The organism is Streptomyces sp. NBC_01264 (genome assembly GCF_026340675.1).
GTDB lineage: Bacteria > Actinomycetota > Actinomycetes > Streptomycetales > Streptomycetaceae > Streptomyces.
This window is the reverse complement of record NZ_JAPEOX010000001.1, coordinates 6,337,025-6,351,828: the sequence shown is the minus strand read 5'-3', so window position 1 is coordinate 6,351,828 and position 14,804 is coordinate 6,337,025. Positions and strand designations below refer to the sequence as shown.

The following is a 14,804-nucleotide window of genomic DNA, read 5'->3' as shown; positions in this document are numbered from 1 at the left end:
CGCTAGCTCACCCCCGGCTCGACCACTGGAGGCACAGCTATGCCCGAACCCGACGACGAGATGGATGCCTACGACCGCCGCATGGCGGATCTGGCGCAGCTGGACGAGGAGATCTGGCAGGCCGACGAGGCCGAGTACCACAAGGACCTGGACGAGCAGGACGCGAAGGAGACCAACCAGTGAGCACCGAGACCATCACCGCCACCGACCTGACTGTCGGCGAGTACGTCGGGACCGGTACCCCGATCGTCTGCCACGGCCAGCCCATGGAGCTGACGCTCATGGGCACCTCCGACGACTGGGAGTGCGGCACCTGCTTCCTCGCCGTCGTCGTCGAGGACGGCCGCGTCGACTCGATCGGCCGGTGACCGTGGTGGAGTGCCTGCTCTGCGGCGCCCCTGGCGGCTACCCGTACTGCAACGCCGCCTGCGAGGACGCCGACAACCCGGACGAGCCGTTCGTGCCGACCGCCGCCGACATGGGCGGGGAGTACGCGGGACTCCTCGTCGCCGAACTCGGTGACCCGGAGGTCCCCGAGGGCCACCTGATCGTGGTCGGCCCCGACCTCACGCAGGACCGGGCACTGGCCGCCCTTACCGCCTACACCCTCGACATCCTCGGCCCCGACGACCTGGCCCAGCTCCACGAGGACCTCGGTCGCGGCGATCTGACCGTCACGATCACGCCGACCGCCTTCACCCGCGGCACCGGCGGCGAATGGACCGCCCACCCGCACAACGTCGGCTCCCCGCCCGCCGCCTGGCTCGCCCCGCGCTACCTGCTCGCCCACACCGCCTGACCAACGGAAGGACCACCCGTCATGCCTCGCCGCGACGAACCGAGCCCCGAGCAGGCCCGGCCGAACGAGAGCACGCACCCCCGACAGCGCTACGACCGGCAGGTCGCACCCGCCGACCACCTGATCGGCGGGACCAGCCCGGCCACCAACCCCTCGACGACCGGCGGGAACACCAGCCGCCGGCCCCGCGTCACCGCCTCCTAGCCCCGAAAGGACCGCCGCCATGCAGGATCCGAAGTACACCGCTGGTGAGATCGCCAAGCTCGCGTGGCTGACCGCCCGGATGGCCAAGCGTGGCATCGCCTCCCAGACCGTCTACCAGGGCGACCTCGAGAAGAAGTTCGAGAAGGTCATCGAGGGCGCCCGCAAGCGCGAAGAGAAGCAGCAGCAGAAGTAGCTACACCACGGGGCGGCCGCCATCCCGGCAAGGTCGCCGGCCGCCCCGTGCCCCAGCCCGTAACGGAATGCGTAACGGAAACCAGGAGTGACCAGCATGACGGACACCATCCTTGGACCGGTCAACGGCCACCCGATCACCCTTCTCAAGCCCGTACCCGTCCCCGCGCCCGCCGCTTCGGAGCGCCCCGAACCGCCCGCCCCGACCGTCGAGGCCGTCGACCGCCCGGACAACCCGCTGGCCGACTGGCTGACCGTCCCCGACGCGCCCGTACTGCCTGCGTGGGCCCGTACCCCGGCACTGCTGAAGGCCAACACCACGGCCCTCGGCCGGCTGTGCTGGTGGCACACCCGCTTCCACGGCATCCGCGTCCCCAAGTACGCGGTCAAGACGGTGTGGCTGGCCTCCCGCGGCTTCTACCGGGCCGCCGTGGGCCTGTGGCCGACCCTGTCCGCGCAGGACCACACCGCCGTGTACAAGGCGCTGCGGGCGCAGTCGAGGCTGAAGCCCGAAGACGTCGAGCTGGCCGCTCAGCTCCAGCTCGCCCACGGCATCCGTACCCGTTCCCGCCGCTGGCGGTTCGGGGCGGCAGCCGTCGGTGTTACCGCTGCTGCGCTCGGCTTCTACCTGGCGCCGCCTCTGCTGCTGACCGGCATGACCGGCGCCGTCGTCACCCCGCTCGCCTACCTCGGCCGCGGCGACAAGACACAGCTGCTCGACCACGGTGTCCCGCCTCTGCGCGTCGACATGAGCGCCCAGCAGCTCAACGACGCGCTGCGCGCCGCCAGCCTCCTGAAAAGCGGCAAGGGCGACGAAGACGGACCCAAGGTCGCCTGCATCATGGGGCCGGTCCGTGACGGCCGCGGCTGGGCGGTTGTCTTCGACCTGCCGAAGGGCGGCGGGAAGACTGCTGCGGACGTTCTCGCCAAGCGGACCACCCTCGCCGCCGAGCTCGGCGTAGACGAGATTCAGGTCGTCATGTCCCGCGTCCGCGCAGCGCAGGGCGGTAACGCGTCGCGGGTGTCAATGTGGGTTGCCGACGATGACCCGTACCTGGCCGACCCGATCCCGTCGCCGCTGGTGAAGCTGGACCGGTTCTCGGTGTGGGACGCGGTCCCGTTCGGGCAGGATGCCCGCGGCAACCGGGTGGCCGTACCGGTGGTCTGGCAGTCGATGTTCTTCGGGGGCCTGCCCCGCCGCGGCAAGACGTTCACGCAGCGCCTGCTGACGGCGGCCGGCCTCCTCGACCCGTGGGTGCGGCACTACGTCGCCGACTTCAAGGGCGGGCAGGACTGGATGCAGATGCGGCAGGTCGCCCACCGCCTGGTCCTCGGTGCCGAGGACGACGCGATCGAGGCGTTCAAGGCGATGCTGCAGGAGATGTTGTCGGAGATGGAACGCCGCTTCGCGATCCTGCGGGAGCTGCCCACCAGCATCTGCCCCGAGGGCAAGCTGACCCCGTACATCGTCGAGAAGTACAACATGCCGTTCATCTTCTTCACCGTCGATGAGCTGCAGGAATGCTTCATCGCCATCGGCGACGAGAAGGAACGCAAGGCCGTCATCGACGACATGGCCCGCATCGCCCGCCGCGGACCGGCCGCCGGCTTCATCTCCAACTACGCCAGCCAGCGCCCCGACGCCGAGAGCGTCCCGACGAAGCTCCGCGAGATCATCACCATCCGCGCGTGCACGCAGGTCACCGACCAGACGTCCTCGGACATGGTGTTGGGCAAGGGCAAGGCCTCGATGGGCGCCGATGCGTCGGTGCTGTCCGAGGACCACAAGGGCGTCGTCGTCCTGGTCACCGGGCCGGCGTCTTTCGCCACCGTCAAGAACGACCTGCTGACCACCGCCGAGTTCAACGCCATGTGCGCCAAGGGTCGTGCCATGCGCAAGGACATCGGGCAGCTCACCGGAGACGCCGCCGGTGACCTCGTGACCGGCGCAGAGGAGCAGGGCCTGCGAGTGCCGGCCATCATCTCCGACGTCCTCGAGGCCATGAAGCACAGCCCCCGCATGTTCACGCGGGACCTCCTCGACCGGCTGTCCAACATGGACGAAGACACCTACGGCGACTACGACGCCGACCGCCTGGCCAAGGACCTCGACCAGGCCGGGGTGAAGCGCACCAGCAAGCAAGTGAAGATCGACGGAGTCAACGGCGCCGGCTACCAACGCCGCGACATCGAGGGCGCCGTGCCCTTCGCCGGGTAGCGGGGAGGGGCCCTACCCGGCCCCTTCCGGCACCCCCGATCCGAGGTTCGGCACGCCCTCCTCGAGGCCCCCAAAGTAGCGGGACCTCTTTACCCCGGTAGCGGGGGAGGTAGGGCCCCGTGACCTGCAAGGTAACGACGGTAAAGGGCCCCGCAGCAGGTACGCCACGGGGCCCACGTGTGCAGCGATTAGGAGGCTCGCCCCTTCCGTCCTGGCGGCAGGAGTCCAAGCTCCCGAGCGTGAGAGATCCACCGCTGGACGGTCCGGGGGGTGACCCCTTCCTCCTTCGCCAAGTCGGTGGCCGGGCGGTGCGACGTACCGGCGACTCGCAGGTACCGCAGGGCGAGCCGGCCGTAGAAGCGGGTGTCGTTGGGGCCTGCGGGATTGCCAAGCGGACCCTCGTCGGCGTCAAGGCCCGCTGCCAGGGCGGCACCGACCTCTGCTGTCGCCCGCGCGGTCCGAGCCCGGACCGCTGCCTCGATGGCCGGCAGCGGAATGTTCCGCAGCTCACCGATCCCAACCGGGCTGGGGCCGGGGACGTAGATCCCCGTGATCTCGACCCCAGAGGCGCCAGATCCCATACGCAGCATGATGCGCCGACCCGTGTCGGCGTTCTCAATCAAGTCCCAAGAGACCAGGGCCAGATCGTCCAAGCCGGTCTGTAGTCCAGCTACCGCGTCGAGCGCGGTCGCCTGCTTCTGATCGATGGGCGAGGCAACGGTTCGCCATGGCGTCGGGAGGTCCGCGTCGGTAATCACGAGCCGACGTTATGCCCGATTCCACCGCTAGTCAACGGGCATGCACATCCACGCCACCCATGATTGCGCATCCATGACACCCGTGCTACAACAGACCCAGTTGTCGTGGATGCACATCCAACCGTTCAGCCATGAAAGGTCAACGGAAATGGCGCTCGCCGAACGCATCGACAAATACCTGACGACCCAGGAAGTGGCCCGCCGCTACCGCGTCGCACCGGCCACCGTTCGACGGTGGCGAAACAGCGGCTACATCCCCGGCGCCGTCAAGCGCGGCCAGGGATGGCTCTACGACCCCGACAAGCTCGACCGCTGGGACGGCGAGCAGGACGGAGCCGCAGCGTGAGTACCCCGAAGCAGGCTGGCTCCCGCCGCCAGCGAGGTGCCGCTAATGACGTCTCCGCGCCCACCTTGTCCGACATCCGGAAGTGGCCGGCAACCGTCAGCATCGACCAGGCCGCAACGGCCCTCGGCTGCGGCAGGACCTACCTGTACGACGCCATCAGGCGGGGAGATGCGCCCGTCAAGACAATTCCGCTCGGCAGGTTCCGCGTCGTCATCACCGCAGACCTCGTTCGTCTGCTCTCCGGGGAGGACCGAGAAGCCTCATGACCCAGAACGCAAAGAAGGGCTACCTCGGCAGTAGCCCTTCTTCGAAAGTCCCCGCGGCTGGCGGTTCGACTACGCCCAGCCTCTCACAGGAGCAAGCCCCGCGCGTAGCGGGTCGACTCGACACCTACAGGTCTCGATCCCGGAAGTGGCACCGCCAGATCCGGATCGAGCGCTGCCCCGGCTGCGGACACCCGCACTTGCATCGCGCGCCCTTGGCGCTGGTCCGCTCGGTCGTCAAGACCGGGCCGTGCGGCACCGAGTACGTCGTCGTCCTCCGCACCGAGGCAGTGGCCGCATGAGCGACGACCGCCACGTCTTGGACCTCCTGCAGGAAGCTCTCGGCCCCGAGCACGCCGAAGAGTCCATCACCCACTACAGCCACGCCGCCCTCACCGCCCTGATCAGCGCCATGTGCTGGCAGGACAACAACCCCAACCGCGCCGAGTACATCGCCCAGCTCGGCGAACTCCACCGGGCCGACGACGAACCCGTGCTCGACGCGATCATCACGGTCGCCGGCTGGCTGAGGGAGGCACGATGAACGCCTGGACCAAGGAGCGCGACGGCGCCCGGTACGCGGCCTGGCAGTCAGCCTTCCGTGAGGCCCTGCAGGCAGCGGCCCGAGGGAACGCCGTCTTCCCCACCCGGAACAAGGTCCCCGCCATCCCCTCGCCCCACCAGCGGGGCCACAACTGCAAAGGGCAGTGCGGTCAGCCGGGACACGGCGTGTACGACGCAACCACCGTTGCCGCTGATGTCCGTTGCCTGTTCGAGCTCGCCCCACGAGCGGACGGATACGGCATCGCCTGCGGCGGGCGCATGATCGGCCTCGATCTCGACCGCAAGAACGGCGTGGACGGCGTCGCGGAACTCAACCGGCTGGCCACCCAGCACGGGTTCACGGTGCCCCGCACGCTCACCGTCTGCACCCCGTCCGGCGGGTTCCACCTCTGGTTCGCCGTCCCCGCCGGGGTCACCATCCCCAACAGCGCCGGCCGACTCGGCCCCGGGATCGACGTCCGCGGTACCGGCGGCTACGTCGTCGGCCCTGGCAGTCAGGGCAGCAGCGGCCAATACGTGCTTCACCCCGCCCTCGGCGAGATCGAGGTACTGCCTGCCCCGGCGGAACTGATCCAGCTGATGCTTCCCGCGCCGATCGTCCGACCCGCGCGCCAGTACGTACCTACCGGCGACAAGGCCACCGCCGCCCTGGATGGGCTCGTGAACGTCGTGCTCGGGGCGCCCGACGGCACGCGCAACGACCGCCTGTACTGGGCTGCGGCAAAGGCCTGGGCGCACGTGATGGACGGGCATATCGCGGCCTGCGATGCCGAGGCTGCGCTCGTAGAAGCGGCCGTCCGCCGTGGCCTGGCTGAGGCCGAAGCCCAGAGAACCATTGCGTCCGCACGGCGCACGACTGCGGGAGCGCCATGACCACCGAAGCAACCCTCGAGAAGCCTGACACGGACGAGCAGGCCGCCCCCGCCGAATGGTCGGACACGCGGCTCGTACCCGAAGGGGTACGGATGCCGTCCGGCTACAGCATCAACCACGGTGGCGTGTGGGTCGAAAAGCAGATCTCCAAGGACGTCTTTGTCGACGTGCGGATCAGCTGGGCCCCGCTGGTCGTCCACTGCGTGTACGTCGACCCCATTGGGGACCAGGCCGTCGAGCTGGCGTGGGTGGACGGGTCCCGGGTCGTTACCCGGACCGTCCCCCGGTCCGTGGTCAGGCGGGGCCGCATCCTCGTCGCCACCCTCGGAGACGCCGGCCTGCCCGTCATTGAGTCCGACGCCAAGCTGACCGAGCGCTACCTGGCCGCGTTCGAGTCCCTCAACCGCAGCAAGATCCCCCGCGTCCACCTGGCCCGCCAACTCGGCTGGCAGAAGGATGGATCGTTCGTCACCGCTCAGGACAGCCCGCACCGGGTGGAGGTCAAGTACGACGAGCAGAAGCCAGCCCTTGCAGCCCATCAGCCGGCCGGGACGTTCGAGGGCTGGCAGGCCGCCATCAAGGGGATGGAGGCGTACCCGGCGGCGCAGATGGCGCTGTACGCCTGCCTCGCCGCCCCGCTCCTCGAGCTCGTTGGCGTCAACTCCTTCACCGTCGACATCAGCGGGCGCTCCACCCGCGGCAAGACGACGGCCGCGGCCGGGGGGATGAGCGTCTGGGCCGACCCCAGCGAGAAGGCCGACGGGATGTACTCCTGGCGCACCACGATGCTCGCCGCCGAGAAGCGTCTCAACCTGGTCAACGGCCTGCCCGTGGTATTCGACGAGACCAAGCTGGTCCGTGACCCCGAGATGGTGCACGCCCTGCTCTACTCCATCCCGAAGAACCACGGCCAGGCCCGCGGCGGCGGGTGGCCCTCCGGGCTCCCCTGGCGGACGGTCATGGTGTCCACCGGAGAACAGTCCGTGCTCACCTTTACCACCGACCAGGGGGCCGGCGCCCGCGTCCTGACGGTGAAGGAAGCCCCGTTCGGAACGGGAGGCGCCGAGTCGGCATCCGCAGCCATCGAGGTGCGCGACGGATGCGCCGAGAACTTCGGCACCGCCGGCCCGCGCTTCATCGAAGCGCTCATCGAAGCCATCGCCGGACCGGGCAAGCGGGCCCTGGCCGCCCGGCACAAGGCCCTGACGGAGGCTCACCGGTACGACAGCGACATGTCGGCCCGGCGGGCTCCCCTGGTGGCCTGCCTGGCGCTGGCCGCCGAGCTCGCCAGCGAATGGGGCATCGTCCCGTTCGCGGCCCCGCAGATGGACGTGTGGCGCCGCCTGTTCGCGGTATCCGACCAGACCGACAACCGCGGCGAGATGGCGTTGGACGTAGTCCGCGAGTACGTCGCCGCCAACCGACGCGCGCTGTGGGCGCCCGGCACAGCGAACGAGCAGCCGTTCAGCGGATGGATCGGCCGTGACCTCCACATCGACGAAGAACCCACCATCGGGCTCCTCCCCGAGCGGCTAAAGGAAACGCTGAAGAGGTCCGGGTACGAACTCGAATCGGTGATCCCCAGCTGGCGGGAGAGCGGTCTCCTGATCGAGAGCCCTTCCTACCGCCCGGCCTACCTGCTCGGCCGCAAGCTCAACGGCTCCAAGGTCCGCATGTACGTCTTCCACCCGAGCGTCTTCGCCACCACGGAGGAGGACGGAGAGTGACAGCACCCCCCACCCCCGTAGAAAAACAGGCCCTCTGGTCGCCCCACGTGCGTACCCCCACCTGGGAACGCCATACCTGCAGGCCAGACCCCATGCGAGAGGGGTACGCAGCAGTGCGTACCCCCACCCCGCCCCAGGCCTCAGGGGGGCAGGGGGTACGCAGCCCTGCGTACCCCCGCCGATCGAGCAGAGATGCAGGTCAACGGGCCCGAACCTGCCCGCAAACAGGGGGTACGCACTTGGGCCCTACACAGAGAGCGTTTTTCCACGCCCCGCAGATCGGAGTAACAGAGCGTGAGCCGCAAGCAGGACAAGCAGCGCAGCGGGCGCATGTGCAGCCTCTGCAACAGCCCCTCAGGTTGCCGAAGTATCTGCGCGGCCTGCAGCCCCAAACGCGCCACCCGGGCCCACCGGGACAAGTACGCCAAGGACGGGCGGTGACCCGCCCCAGGCGCCGCCCACCGCGGCTCTGCCAGGCCTGCGGGACACCGGTCCGGCGCGGCCGGTACCGCCTCTGCCTCAACGGCTGCGGGGCCCGGCTCCACACCCTCGCCGCCGGGCCCTGCACCGACGCCCACGCACCCATCTGCCCCAACCACCAGCCCCACCCCGAAGCCACCGAAGGGAACCCCTCATGAACGCCGAGCAGATCCGCGAGCGCTACCAGCAGCAGCTCGACCGCATCCAGGCAAACCGCGCCTACAGCGACCACGCCAAGAAGGTGCTGTGCGCGAAGGCCTGGACGCAGGCCGCCCAACAGCTGGAGCAGCAGCGGCAGGCCGAACTTGCCGAGCTGTCCAGTCGGCGCGAGCAGCTCAACCGGAAGATGTTCGGCAGCACCGGCACCGCGGACCCCAGCACCGTCCTCGCCAGGCGGGACGCCGCCGACCGGGCCGCCGCCATCGACAACCCGCGCATCGCAGCCGAGACGCTCCAGCGCGCCGAACGCGACGGCGACCGCACCCTCGCCCAGGCCGTCGCCGCCCACGCCAACACCTACGGCTGGACCGAAGTCGTCGACCAGTACGCCGCCAGCACGCCGGCCTTCGCCGACGCCGCGAAGGAGTGGAACAGCCTGCCGGGCACCGGAGACGACTTCTGGGAGACCAAGCACGGCATGCAGTTCCTCCTCGCCAAGCCCAGCCCGATCGCCAACCTCGACGACCACCAGGCCAGCGCCCTGGCCACCGAGGACATGGAGGCCGCGTGATGTCCCGAGCCAGCGTCAACGACGCCGAGAAGGCCGTCCGCGCCGCCGAGCGTCGGAAGCTGCCCGTACCCGAAGACGTCTACGAAGCCCGGCGCCTGCAGACCGCAGTGCTCGACACCGCACGTACCCCCGACCCCGAACGGCCGGCCCTCCCGGCCACCGCAGCCGAAGCCGCCGCCGTCATCCGGCAGCACGCCGAGGAGCTCCGCCTCGCCGACGTCACTCGGCGGGCCGCCGATCTATTCACCGAGGAAGCCGACCAGCGATTCATCAGCGCCACGAAGGACGCCGTGCCCAAGTGGATCGGTGGCCTGGTCGCGGAGTTCACCACCCTGGTCGGTGTCGTCGCCAAGGCTGCGGCCAAGCTGCCCGACGACCCCTCCCTCATCGAGGCGTCGCGACTGGACTGGAACAACCCCGTCCACTCGACCGCCTACACCAAGGCTGAGGGAGCAGCTGCCCTGCTGGAACAGCTCGTCAACGACCGAGCCGACATCGTGAGCGTCGCAGGAGGAGACGGAGGCAGGGACAACGCCCTGTTCGCCGTCGCCCACTTCCCTCAGCCCACCGTGCAGGCCGTCATGAACGGCGACTGGCAGAGCATGGCTCCGGTACTGCACGACTGGCGGGACCTGCGGCAGCAGCCCGTCGCACGCTGGGTGTACCTCGTGCGCCAGGACCAGCTCACCCTCAGCCTCGCAACGCCCGGTGAAGTCAGGGAACGCAGCTCCCAGGTGGAGCTCTGGCGGAACGCCGGCCACGCCCACCGGTCAGCCCTCTCCCCTCGGACCGCCGAGGCCTACGTCGCGCAGGCGCTCAGCGCGTGACCCACGAACTCGGCGTCAACGGCATCGACATCGTGATCTCTCGACGAGCGTCGAACCGATGGTGCGGAGCCGGCTACCTCGAGCCGCACCAGCGCCGAAGCCCCGGACGGGCCACACGGTCCGTCCGGGGCACCCGCAAGGGTTGGGGCAATACCCCCCTCCCCCCGGTTCTCCCGGATCGAAGCCGTATAGCACCTGACCTTCTGCGTGCTGATTGCGCTGTGTTTTTCAGGACCTGAAAGGGGGCCGTGATGGCTCTGTACGAACCGCCCGTGGGGCTTGGCCTGCAGGGATCGCGCCTCTGGAAGGTGATCACGGAGGAGAACGATCTCCGTACCGACGAGCTGCGCGTCCTCGAGGACGCCTGCCGGGAGGTCGATCTCATCGAGCGGATGCACGCTGAGCTGCAGGACGCCCAGTTGGTCGTCAAGGGCTCGATGGGCCAGGACGTCGCCAACCCGCTGGTACAGGAGCTGCGGCAGCACCGCGCCCTTGTGGCCCGCCTCCTGGCCGCTCTGAAGCTTCAGGATGACGAGGCCGGGGAGGAGCGGGACCGCCGGGCCCGTTCGTCGCAGGCCCGCCAGGCCGCGCTCGTCCGCTGGGGGCGGGCCGGATGAGCCGGCGCCGTACCCGGGCCCGCTTCGGGGAGCCCCCGCCAGAGCTGGCCGCGTTCGACCCCGCCGATTGGTGGGTGGATGACCTCGAGGACCCCTTGGAGGTCGGTTACGCCCGGATCCGCTGGTCCGTCGCCCGCCAGGCGTGGGCGGCCGGCGAGGACGTGACGTCGTACCTGCAGCCCCCAGCTTGGAAGACCCAAAACCCCCAGACCCGTAGCCAGCCCTAGCGGCAATACCTCTGCGATCCCCGGTGACCACGTCGGGGGGCGCCTCCCCACCCCTCCGGCCTGCATGAATGGAGTCCTGATGGCCCACAACTGGGGCACGTCGAAGCGGAAGAGCCGGCTGCCGAAGAACTGGCAGGCGCTCCGCAGGCAGGTTCTCGCTCGGGACGTGACCTGCGTCCTGTGCCGAGTGCGTGCCGCGACGGTCGCCGACCACATCCGCGCCATGACCGATGACCACCGCCTCGAGGCCCTGCAGGGCGTGTGCGATCCCTGCCACCGGCAGAAGACGGCCCGCGAGGCTGCAGCGGCCCGAGCGGCCAGTCAGAAGCCGGGCCGTCGCCGGCCGGGCGAGGAGCACCCGGGCCTGCTGTAGATCACCGCAAGCCGATCGCCATATGTACGTCCAGGCCGCAACGCGCGCAGGGAGGTCTCAGGGCTCCCCGCAACTGCACCCGCTCGGACAGTGGTTCAAGACCTAGGAGCAAGGCATGCCGGACCCCATCAAGAAGATCACGCTGCAAGACGGCACCGTTCGGTATCGCACGGTCGTCGATGCTGGCCACGACGAGAACGGCAAGCGGATCCAGCTCACGATCACCAAGGACACCAAGAAGGAAGTCCTGGCCGAGCGTGCGCGGATTCAGACGGAACGGTCCGGAGGGACGTTGATCGTCCCGAGCAAACTCACCGTTGCCGAGTGGCTGGACCAGTGGCTGGAGTACAAGCGCCGCGACGTCGAGGAGACGTCCATTACGACCTACGAGCTGAACCTGCTGCACCCGCGGGAGCGCTTGGGGCACATCCGCTTGCAGGAGCTGACCGAGGACCACGTACAGGAGTTCGTCGACGAGCTGGTGGCCAGCGGCCGGCGCAGCGGAGGGAAGCCCGGTACGCGCCTGGCGGTATCGACGTCCGTGGTGGTGCTCAACCGCCTACGGCAGGCACTGGCCAGAGCGGTCGTCCGCAAGCACATCTCGACGAACCCCGCCCAGTACGTGCGGGTCTCCCTGGCCGACAAGAAGACGGACAAGCGGGACCGGACGCGGGCGGCGCCCTGGTCGGTCAGCGAGGTGCAGCGCTTCGTGAAGGGGATCGAGCAGGATCGCCTGTACGCCCCGCTGCTGCTGTCCCTGATGGGTCTTCGGCCGGCTGAGGTCTGCGGCCAGCGGTGGACGGACATGGACCTGAAGGCGGGCTCTGTGGAGATCGCCAACACGAGGACGATGATCGGGAACGTGCGGGTCCTCGAGAAGGACACGAAGACGTCGTCCGGGGAACGTGCCCTGCCGCTCCCCCAGGGGCCGCTCGAGGCCTTGAAGCGCTTCAAGGCGCAGCAGGCCCGGGAGAAGCTGGCCGCGGGCGAGGGGTACACCGACACGGGTTACGTGGCGGTCGACGAGCTGGGGCTGCCGATGAACACCCGGCAGCTGCGCGAGTACGCGTACAGGCTCATGGACAGCACCGGCCTGCGACGGGTCCGTCTGTACGACGCCCGGCACTCCTGCCTGACGTACCTGGCGGTGAACGGCGTTCCGGACGTCGTCCTTGCCGCATGGGCCGGCCACACGAACGCTTCGTTCACGAAGCGCCGCTACGTCCACCCCGGGATCGAGGATCTGCGGTCGGCTGCGACCGCGTGGGACGGCTTCCACGGAGGGGCTCAGAATCCCTCTGTGTGAGAGATTGTGAGAAACGATCTACGATCGCCCCTCTCGCTCCACCCCTGACCTGCGCAGACGTCGAATCGAGCAGAAACCCGACGAGTTTCTACGCGTCGTCAGAATCTTCCGCCCCAGGCTCCTCACCTGCACAGATGGCGAGCACATCGGCTCCGTACCGCTCGAGCTTCCGGGCACCCACCCCGGAGATCATCGAGAGCTCGCCCTCCTGCGAGGGTGCGGCCTCCGCGATGGCCATCAGCGTCTTGTCCGTGAAGACGCAGTAGCCGGGCATGCCCTGCTCCTTCGCCTGGACGGCGCGCCAGTCGCGCAGCCGCTCGTAGAGCCCTTCGTCCATGTCCGAAGGACAGTCGTCGCAACGCATCAGTTTCAGCTCGCCCGCGTCGGTCAGGGTCTTGCGGCAGACCCGGCACACGGCCGGGCCGCGGCGGCCCCGCTTGCGGGCCCCGGGCTCGATCGGACCGCCCGGCCTGCTTCCCGGCGCCAGGGAGCCCGGCCTCAGGCCGTTCAGGAAGCGGCTGGGCCGCCGCGACCCGCGGCCGCCCGGAGTCCGGGAGAGGGCCCAAGAGAGCGTCAGGTGGTGCCGGGCCCGGGTGACGCCGACGTAGAGCAGCCGGCGCTCCTCCTCGACCTGTTCGTCGGTCTTCGCATAGGTGATCGGGATCATGCCGTCGGTCAGGCCCACGAGGAACACGGCGTCCCACTCCAGGCCCTTCGCCGCGTGCAGCGAGGCGAGGGTGACGCCCTGGACGGTCGGAGCGTGCTGGGCGGCCTTGCGCTCGTCCAGCTCTACCGTGAGGTCGGCCAGGGTCGCGGCCGGCCGGCCGCGGGCGAAGTCCTCGGCGAGCCGGACCAGCGCGGCCAGCGATTCCCACTGGTCGCGGACGGCTCCGGAACCGGCGGGCGGCTCATGGGACCAGCCCGTGGAGCTGAGCACGGCCCGGACCTGCGAGCCGAGCTCGACGACGTCGTCGAGCAGCCGGTCGTTGCCTCCGGAGCGGGCGGCTCCGCGCAGGGCGAGGATCGCCTTCTGGACCTCGGCGCGCTCGAAGAAGCGCTCGGCTCCGCGCAGCTGGTAGGGGACTCCGGCGTCGGCGAGGGCCTGCTCGTAGACCTCGGACTGGGCGTTGATGCGGTAGAGCACCGCGATCTCCCCGGCCGGCACGCCCGCCGCGACGAGGTCGCGGACCCGGTGGGCGACGCCCTCGGCCTCGGCGGGCTCGTCGGGGTACTCGGCGTAGACCGGGTCGGGGCCGGTCTCGCGCTGGGAGACCAGCTCCAGGCGGTGCTCGGCGGCGCGGCCCTTGGCCTGGGCGAGGAGCCCGTTGGCGAGGTGGACGACCTGGGGGGTGGAGCGGTAGTCGCGGACCAGCTTGACCAGGGTGGCCTGCGGGTACTTGGTGCGGAAGTTCAGCAAGTGGTCGGGGGTGGCGCCGGTGAAGGAGTAGATCGTCTGGCTGGCGTCGCCGACCACGCACAGGGTGTCGCGCTCGCCGAGCCAGAGGTCCAGCAGCCGCTGCTGGAGCGGGCTGACGTCCTGGTACTCGTCGACGACGAAGTGCTGGTACTGGGTGCGGATCTGTTCGGCGATGTCGTGGCGGTCCTGCAGGATGCCGACGGTGAGGAGCAGCACGTCCTCGAAGTCGATCATGCCTCGGTCGCGCTTGAGCTGCTCGTACGTCCCGTAGATCTGGGCGATCTCGGCCAGGTCGCGGGGGGCCTCGCGGCCGGCCTTGCGGGCGGCGGCCGGGTAGTCGGCGGGCACCGTCTGCGTGACCTTCGCCCACTCGATCTCGCCGGTGACATCGCGCAGCTCGCCCCGGTCGAGGCGGATGCGGCAGCGCGCGCCGGCCTCCGCGACGAACTGGATCTTGCGCTCCAGCAGCCGGGGCACGTCCCCGCCGACCGCCTTGGGCCAGAAGTACTGCAGCTGGCGCAGGGCGGCGGAGTGGAAGGTCCGCGCCTGCACCCCGCCCGCGCCCAGCTCGCGCAGGCGGCCGCGCATCTCGCCGGCGGCGCGGTTGGTGAACGTGACGGCCAGCACACTGGCCGGCATCAGCTGGCCGGAACGGACCCCGTAGGCGATGCGGTGGGTGATCGCCCGGGTCTTGCCCGTACCGGCGCCCGCGAGCACGCACACCGGCCCGCGCAGGGTCGTCGCGACCTCGCGCTGCTCCGGGTCCAGGCCCAGGAGCACCGCGTCGGCCGAGTCGGCCGAGTCGGCGCCGGGCGTGAAGGATGAGGAGTGCGTTGCTGATGTCACCCAGCCAGCTTGCCAGGTCTCCCGGGGAGGCCGGGAA

20 protein-coding genes are annotated in these 14,804 nt (G+C 69.8%); 18 read left to right on the top strand and 2 right to left on the bottom strand.

The features are described 5' to 3' along the window. Positions 1-39: 39 nt before the first annotated feature. The 6 genes from OG435_RS29825 to OG435_RS29800 all read left to right on the top strand — a co-directional run bounded on the left by OG435_RS29825 (position 40) and on the right by OG435_RS29800 (position 3,413). Positions 40-183 carry a hypothetical protein gene (locus OG435_RS29825; RefSeq protein ID WP_266881022.1) on the top strand — a complete coding sequence of 48 codons (144 nt, stop codon included), beginning with the start codon at positions 40-42 and terminating at the stop codon, positions 181-183. Then, positions 180-368 carry a hypothetical protein gene (locus OG435_RS29820; RefSeq protein ID WP_266881021.1) on the top strand — a complete coding sequence of 63 codons (189 nt, stop codon included), beginning with the start codon at positions 180-182 and terminating at the stop codon, positions 366-368. Before OG435_RS29825 ends, OG435_RS29820 begins: the two co-directional genes overlap by 4 nt. Next, complete coding sequence (locus OG435_RS29815) at positions 365-799, top strand: hypothetical protein (RefSeq protein WP_266881020.1); 435 nt, start codon at positions 365-367, stop codon at positions 797-799. The genes OG435_RS29820 and OG435_RS29815 overlap by 4 nt, the downstream gene beginning before the upstream one ends. A 21-nt stretch (positions 800-820) precedes the next feature. Next, the gene (locus OG435_RS29810; protein ID WP_266881019.1) at positions 821-1,003 is read left to right on the top strand and encodes a hypothetical protein; all 183 of its coding nucleotides are present in this window, start codon (positions 821-823) and stop codon (positions 1,001-1,003) included. Positions 1,004-1,022: 19 nt separating this feature from the next. Continuing rightward, positions 1,023-1,196 (top strand): DUF6257 family protein, encoded by a 174-nt coding sequence (locus OG435_RS29805; RefSeq protein WP_266881018.1) that lies wholly within the window; start codon positions 1,023-1,025, stop codon positions 1,194-1,196. A gap of 96 nt (positions 1,197-1,292) precedes the next feature. Continuing rightward, complete coding sequence (locus OG435_RS29800; RefSeq protein WP_266881017.1) at positions 1,293-3,413, top strand: cell division protein FtsK; 2,121 nt, start codon at positions 1,293-1,295, stop codon at positions 3,411-3,413. Positions 3,414-3,601: 188 nt separating this feature from the next. Here the strand turns inward: OG435_RS29800 and OG435_RS29795 are convergent, their stop codons facing one another. Then, entirely contained in the window at positions 3,602-4,171 is a 570-nt protein-coding gene (locus OG435_RS29795; RefSeq protein ID WP_266881016.1) for a helix-turn-helix domain-containing protein, read from the bottom strand. Between the two features lie 40 nt (positions 4,172-4,211). On the opposite strand from OG435_RS29795, the gene OG435_RS29790 reads away from it, so the two are divergent. The 12 genes from OG435_RS29790 (at position 4,212) to OG435_RS29735 (ending at position 12,504) form a co-directional block, all read left to right on the top strand. Further along, positions 4,212-4,517 (top strand): helix-turn-helix domain-containing protein, encoded by a 306-nt coding sequence (locus OG435_RS29790; RefSeq protein WP_266881015.1) that lies wholly within the window; start codon positions 4,212-4,214, stop codon positions 4,515-4,517. Further along, positions 4,514-4,783: a DNA-binding protein gene (locus OG435_RS29785; RefSeq protein ID WP_266881014.1), complete on the top strand. Its 270-nt coding sequence runs from the start codon at positions 4,514-4,516 to the stop codon at positions 4,781-4,783. Before OG435_RS29790 ends, OG435_RS29785 begins: the two co-directional genes overlap by 4 nt. A gap of 295 nt (positions 4,784-5,078) precedes the next feature. Next, the gene (locus OG435_RS29780) at positions 5,079-5,324 is read left to right on the top strand and encodes a hypothetical protein (RefSeq protein ID WP_266881013.1); all 246 of its coding nucleotides are present in this window, start codon (positions 5,079-5,081) and stop codon (positions 5,322-5,324) included. After that, a complete protein-coding gene (locus OG435_RS29775; RefSeq protein ID WP_266881012.1) occupies positions 5,321-6,217 on the top strand; it encodes a bifunctional DNA primase/polymerase in 897 nt (298 codons plus the stop codon). The genes OG435_RS29780 and OG435_RS29775 overlap by 4 nt, the downstream gene beginning before the upstream one ends. After that, positions 6,214-7,944, top strand: coding sequence for a DUF927 domain-containing protein (locus OG435_RS29770; RefSeq protein WP_266881011.1), 1,731 nt, complete (start codon positions 6,214-6,216; stop codon positions 7,942-7,944). The genes OG435_RS29775 and OG435_RS29770 overlap by 4 nt, the downstream gene beginning before the upstream one ends. A 437-nt stretch (positions 7,945-8,381) precedes the next feature. After that, complete coding sequence (locus OG435_RS29765) at positions 8,382-8,582, top strand: hypothetical protein (RefSeq protein WP_266881010.1); 201 nt, start codon at positions 8,382-8,384, stop codon at positions 8,580-8,582. Next, positions 8,579-9,154 carry a hypothetical protein gene (locus tag OG435_RS29760; RefSeq protein WP_266881009.1) on the top strand — a complete coding sequence of 192 codons (576 nt, stop codon included), beginning with the start codon at positions 8,579-8,581 and terminating at the stop codon, positions 9,152-9,154. Before OG435_RS29765 ends, OG435_RS29760 begins: the two co-directional genes overlap by 4 nt. Beyond that, positions 9,154-9,981 (top strand): hypothetical protein, encoded by an 828-nt coding sequence (locus tag OG435_RS29755; RefSeq protein WP_266881008.1) that lies wholly within the window; start codon positions 9,154-9,156, stop codon positions 9,979-9,981. Before OG435_RS29760 ends, OG435_RS29755 begins: the two co-directional genes overlap by 1 nt. A gap of 251 nt (positions 9,982-10,232) precedes the next feature. Next, the gene (locus OG435_RS29750; protein ID WP_266881007.1) at positions 10,233-10,598 is read left to right on the top strand and encodes a P27 family phage terminase small subunit; all 366 of its coding nucleotides are present in this window, start codon (positions 10,233-10,235) and stop codon (positions 10,596-10,598) included. Continuing rightward, a complete protein-coding gene (locus OG435_RS29745) occupies positions 10,595-10,825 on the top strand; it encodes a hypothetical protein (RefSeq protein ID WP_266881006.1) in 231 nt (76 codons plus the stop codon). The genes OG435_RS29750 and OG435_RS29745 overlap by 4 nt, the downstream gene beginning before the upstream one ends. Before the next feature lie 79 nt (positions 10,826-10,904). Further along, positions 10,905-11,198: an HNH endonuclease gene (locus OG435_RS29740; protein WP_266881005.1), complete on the top strand. Its 294-nt coding sequence runs from the start codon at positions 10,905-10,907 to the stop codon at positions 11,196-11,198. Between the two features lie 115 nt (positions 11,199-11,313). After that, entirely contained in the window at positions 11,314-12,504 is a 1,191-nt protein-coding gene (locus OG435_RS29735; RefSeq protein ID WP_266881003.1) for a site-specific integrase, read from the top strand. A gap of 88 nt (positions 12,505-12,592) precedes the next feature. Here the strand turns inward: OG435_RS29735 and OG435_RS29730 are convergent, their stop codons facing one another. Further along, entirely contained in the window at positions 12,593-14,767 is a 2,175-nt protein-coding gene (locus tag OG435_RS29730; RefSeq protein ID WP_266881002.1) for an ATP-dependent DNA helicase UvrD2, read from the bottom strand. Positions 14,768-14,804: the final 37 nt, after the last annotated feature.

What these genes read in the sequence shown, in the direction of transcription:
- OG435_RS29735 (WP_266881003.1), top strand. Translation starts at nt 11,314, where the DNA reads ATGCCGGACCCCATCAAGAAGATCACGCTGCAAGACGGCACCGTTCGG.
- OG435_RS29780 (WP_266881013.1), top strand. Translation starts at nt 5,079, where the DNA reads ATGAGCGACGACCGCCACGTCTTGGACCTCCTGCAGGAAGCTCTCGGC.
- OG435_RS29810 (WP_266881019.1), top strand. Translation starts at nt 821, where the DNA reads ATGCCTCGCCGCGACGAACCGAGCCCCGAGCAGGCCCGGCCGAACGAG.
- OG435_RS29750 (WP_266881007.1), top strand. Translation starts at nt 10,233, where the DNA reads ATGGCTCTGTACGAACCGCCCGTGGGGCTTGGCCTGCAGGGATCGCGC.
- OG435_RS29740 (WP_266881005.1), top strand. Translation starts at nt 10,905, where the DNA reads ATGGCCCACAACTGGGGCACGTCGAAGCGGAAGAGCCGGCTGCCGAAG.
- OG435_RS29755 (WP_266881008.1), top strand. Translation starts at nt 9,154, where the DNA reads ATGTCCCGAGCCAGCGTCAACGACGCCGAGAAGGCCGTCCGCGCCGCC.
- OG435_RS29745 (WP_266881006.1), top strand. Translation starts at nt 10,595, where the DNA reads ATGAGCCGGCGCCGTACCCGGGCCCGCTTCGGGGAGCCCCCGCCAGAG.
- OG435_RS29825 (WP_266881022.1), top strand. Translation starts at nt 40, where the DNA reads ATGCCCGAACCCGACGACGAGATGGATGCCTACGACCGCCGCATGGCG.
- OG435_RS29800 (WP_266881017.1), top strand. Translation starts at nt 1,293, where the DNA reads ATGACGGACACCATCCTTGGACCGGTCAACGGCCACCCGATCACCCTT.
- OG435_RS29805 (WP_266881018.1), top strand. Translation starts at nt 1,023, where the DNA reads ATGCAGGATCCGAAGTACACCGCTGGTGAGATCGCCAAGCTCGCGTGG.
- OG435_RS29790 (WP_266881015.1), top strand. Translation starts at nt 4,212, where the DNA reads ATGCACATCCACGCCACCCATGATTGCGCATCCATGACACCCGTGCTA.
- OG435_RS29770 (WP_266881011.1), top strand. Translation starts at nt 6,214, where the DNA reads ATGACCACCGAAGCAACCCTCGAGAAGCCTGACACGGACGAGCAGGCC.
- OG435_RS29760 (WP_266881009.1), top strand. Translation starts at nt 8,579, where the DNA reads ATGAACGCCGAGCAGATCCGCGAGCGCTACCAGCAGCAGCTCGACCGC.
- OG435_RS29775 (WP_266881012.1), top strand. Translation starts at nt 5,321, where the DNA reads ATGAACGCCTGGACCAAGGAGCGCGACGGCGCCCGGTACGCGGCCTGG.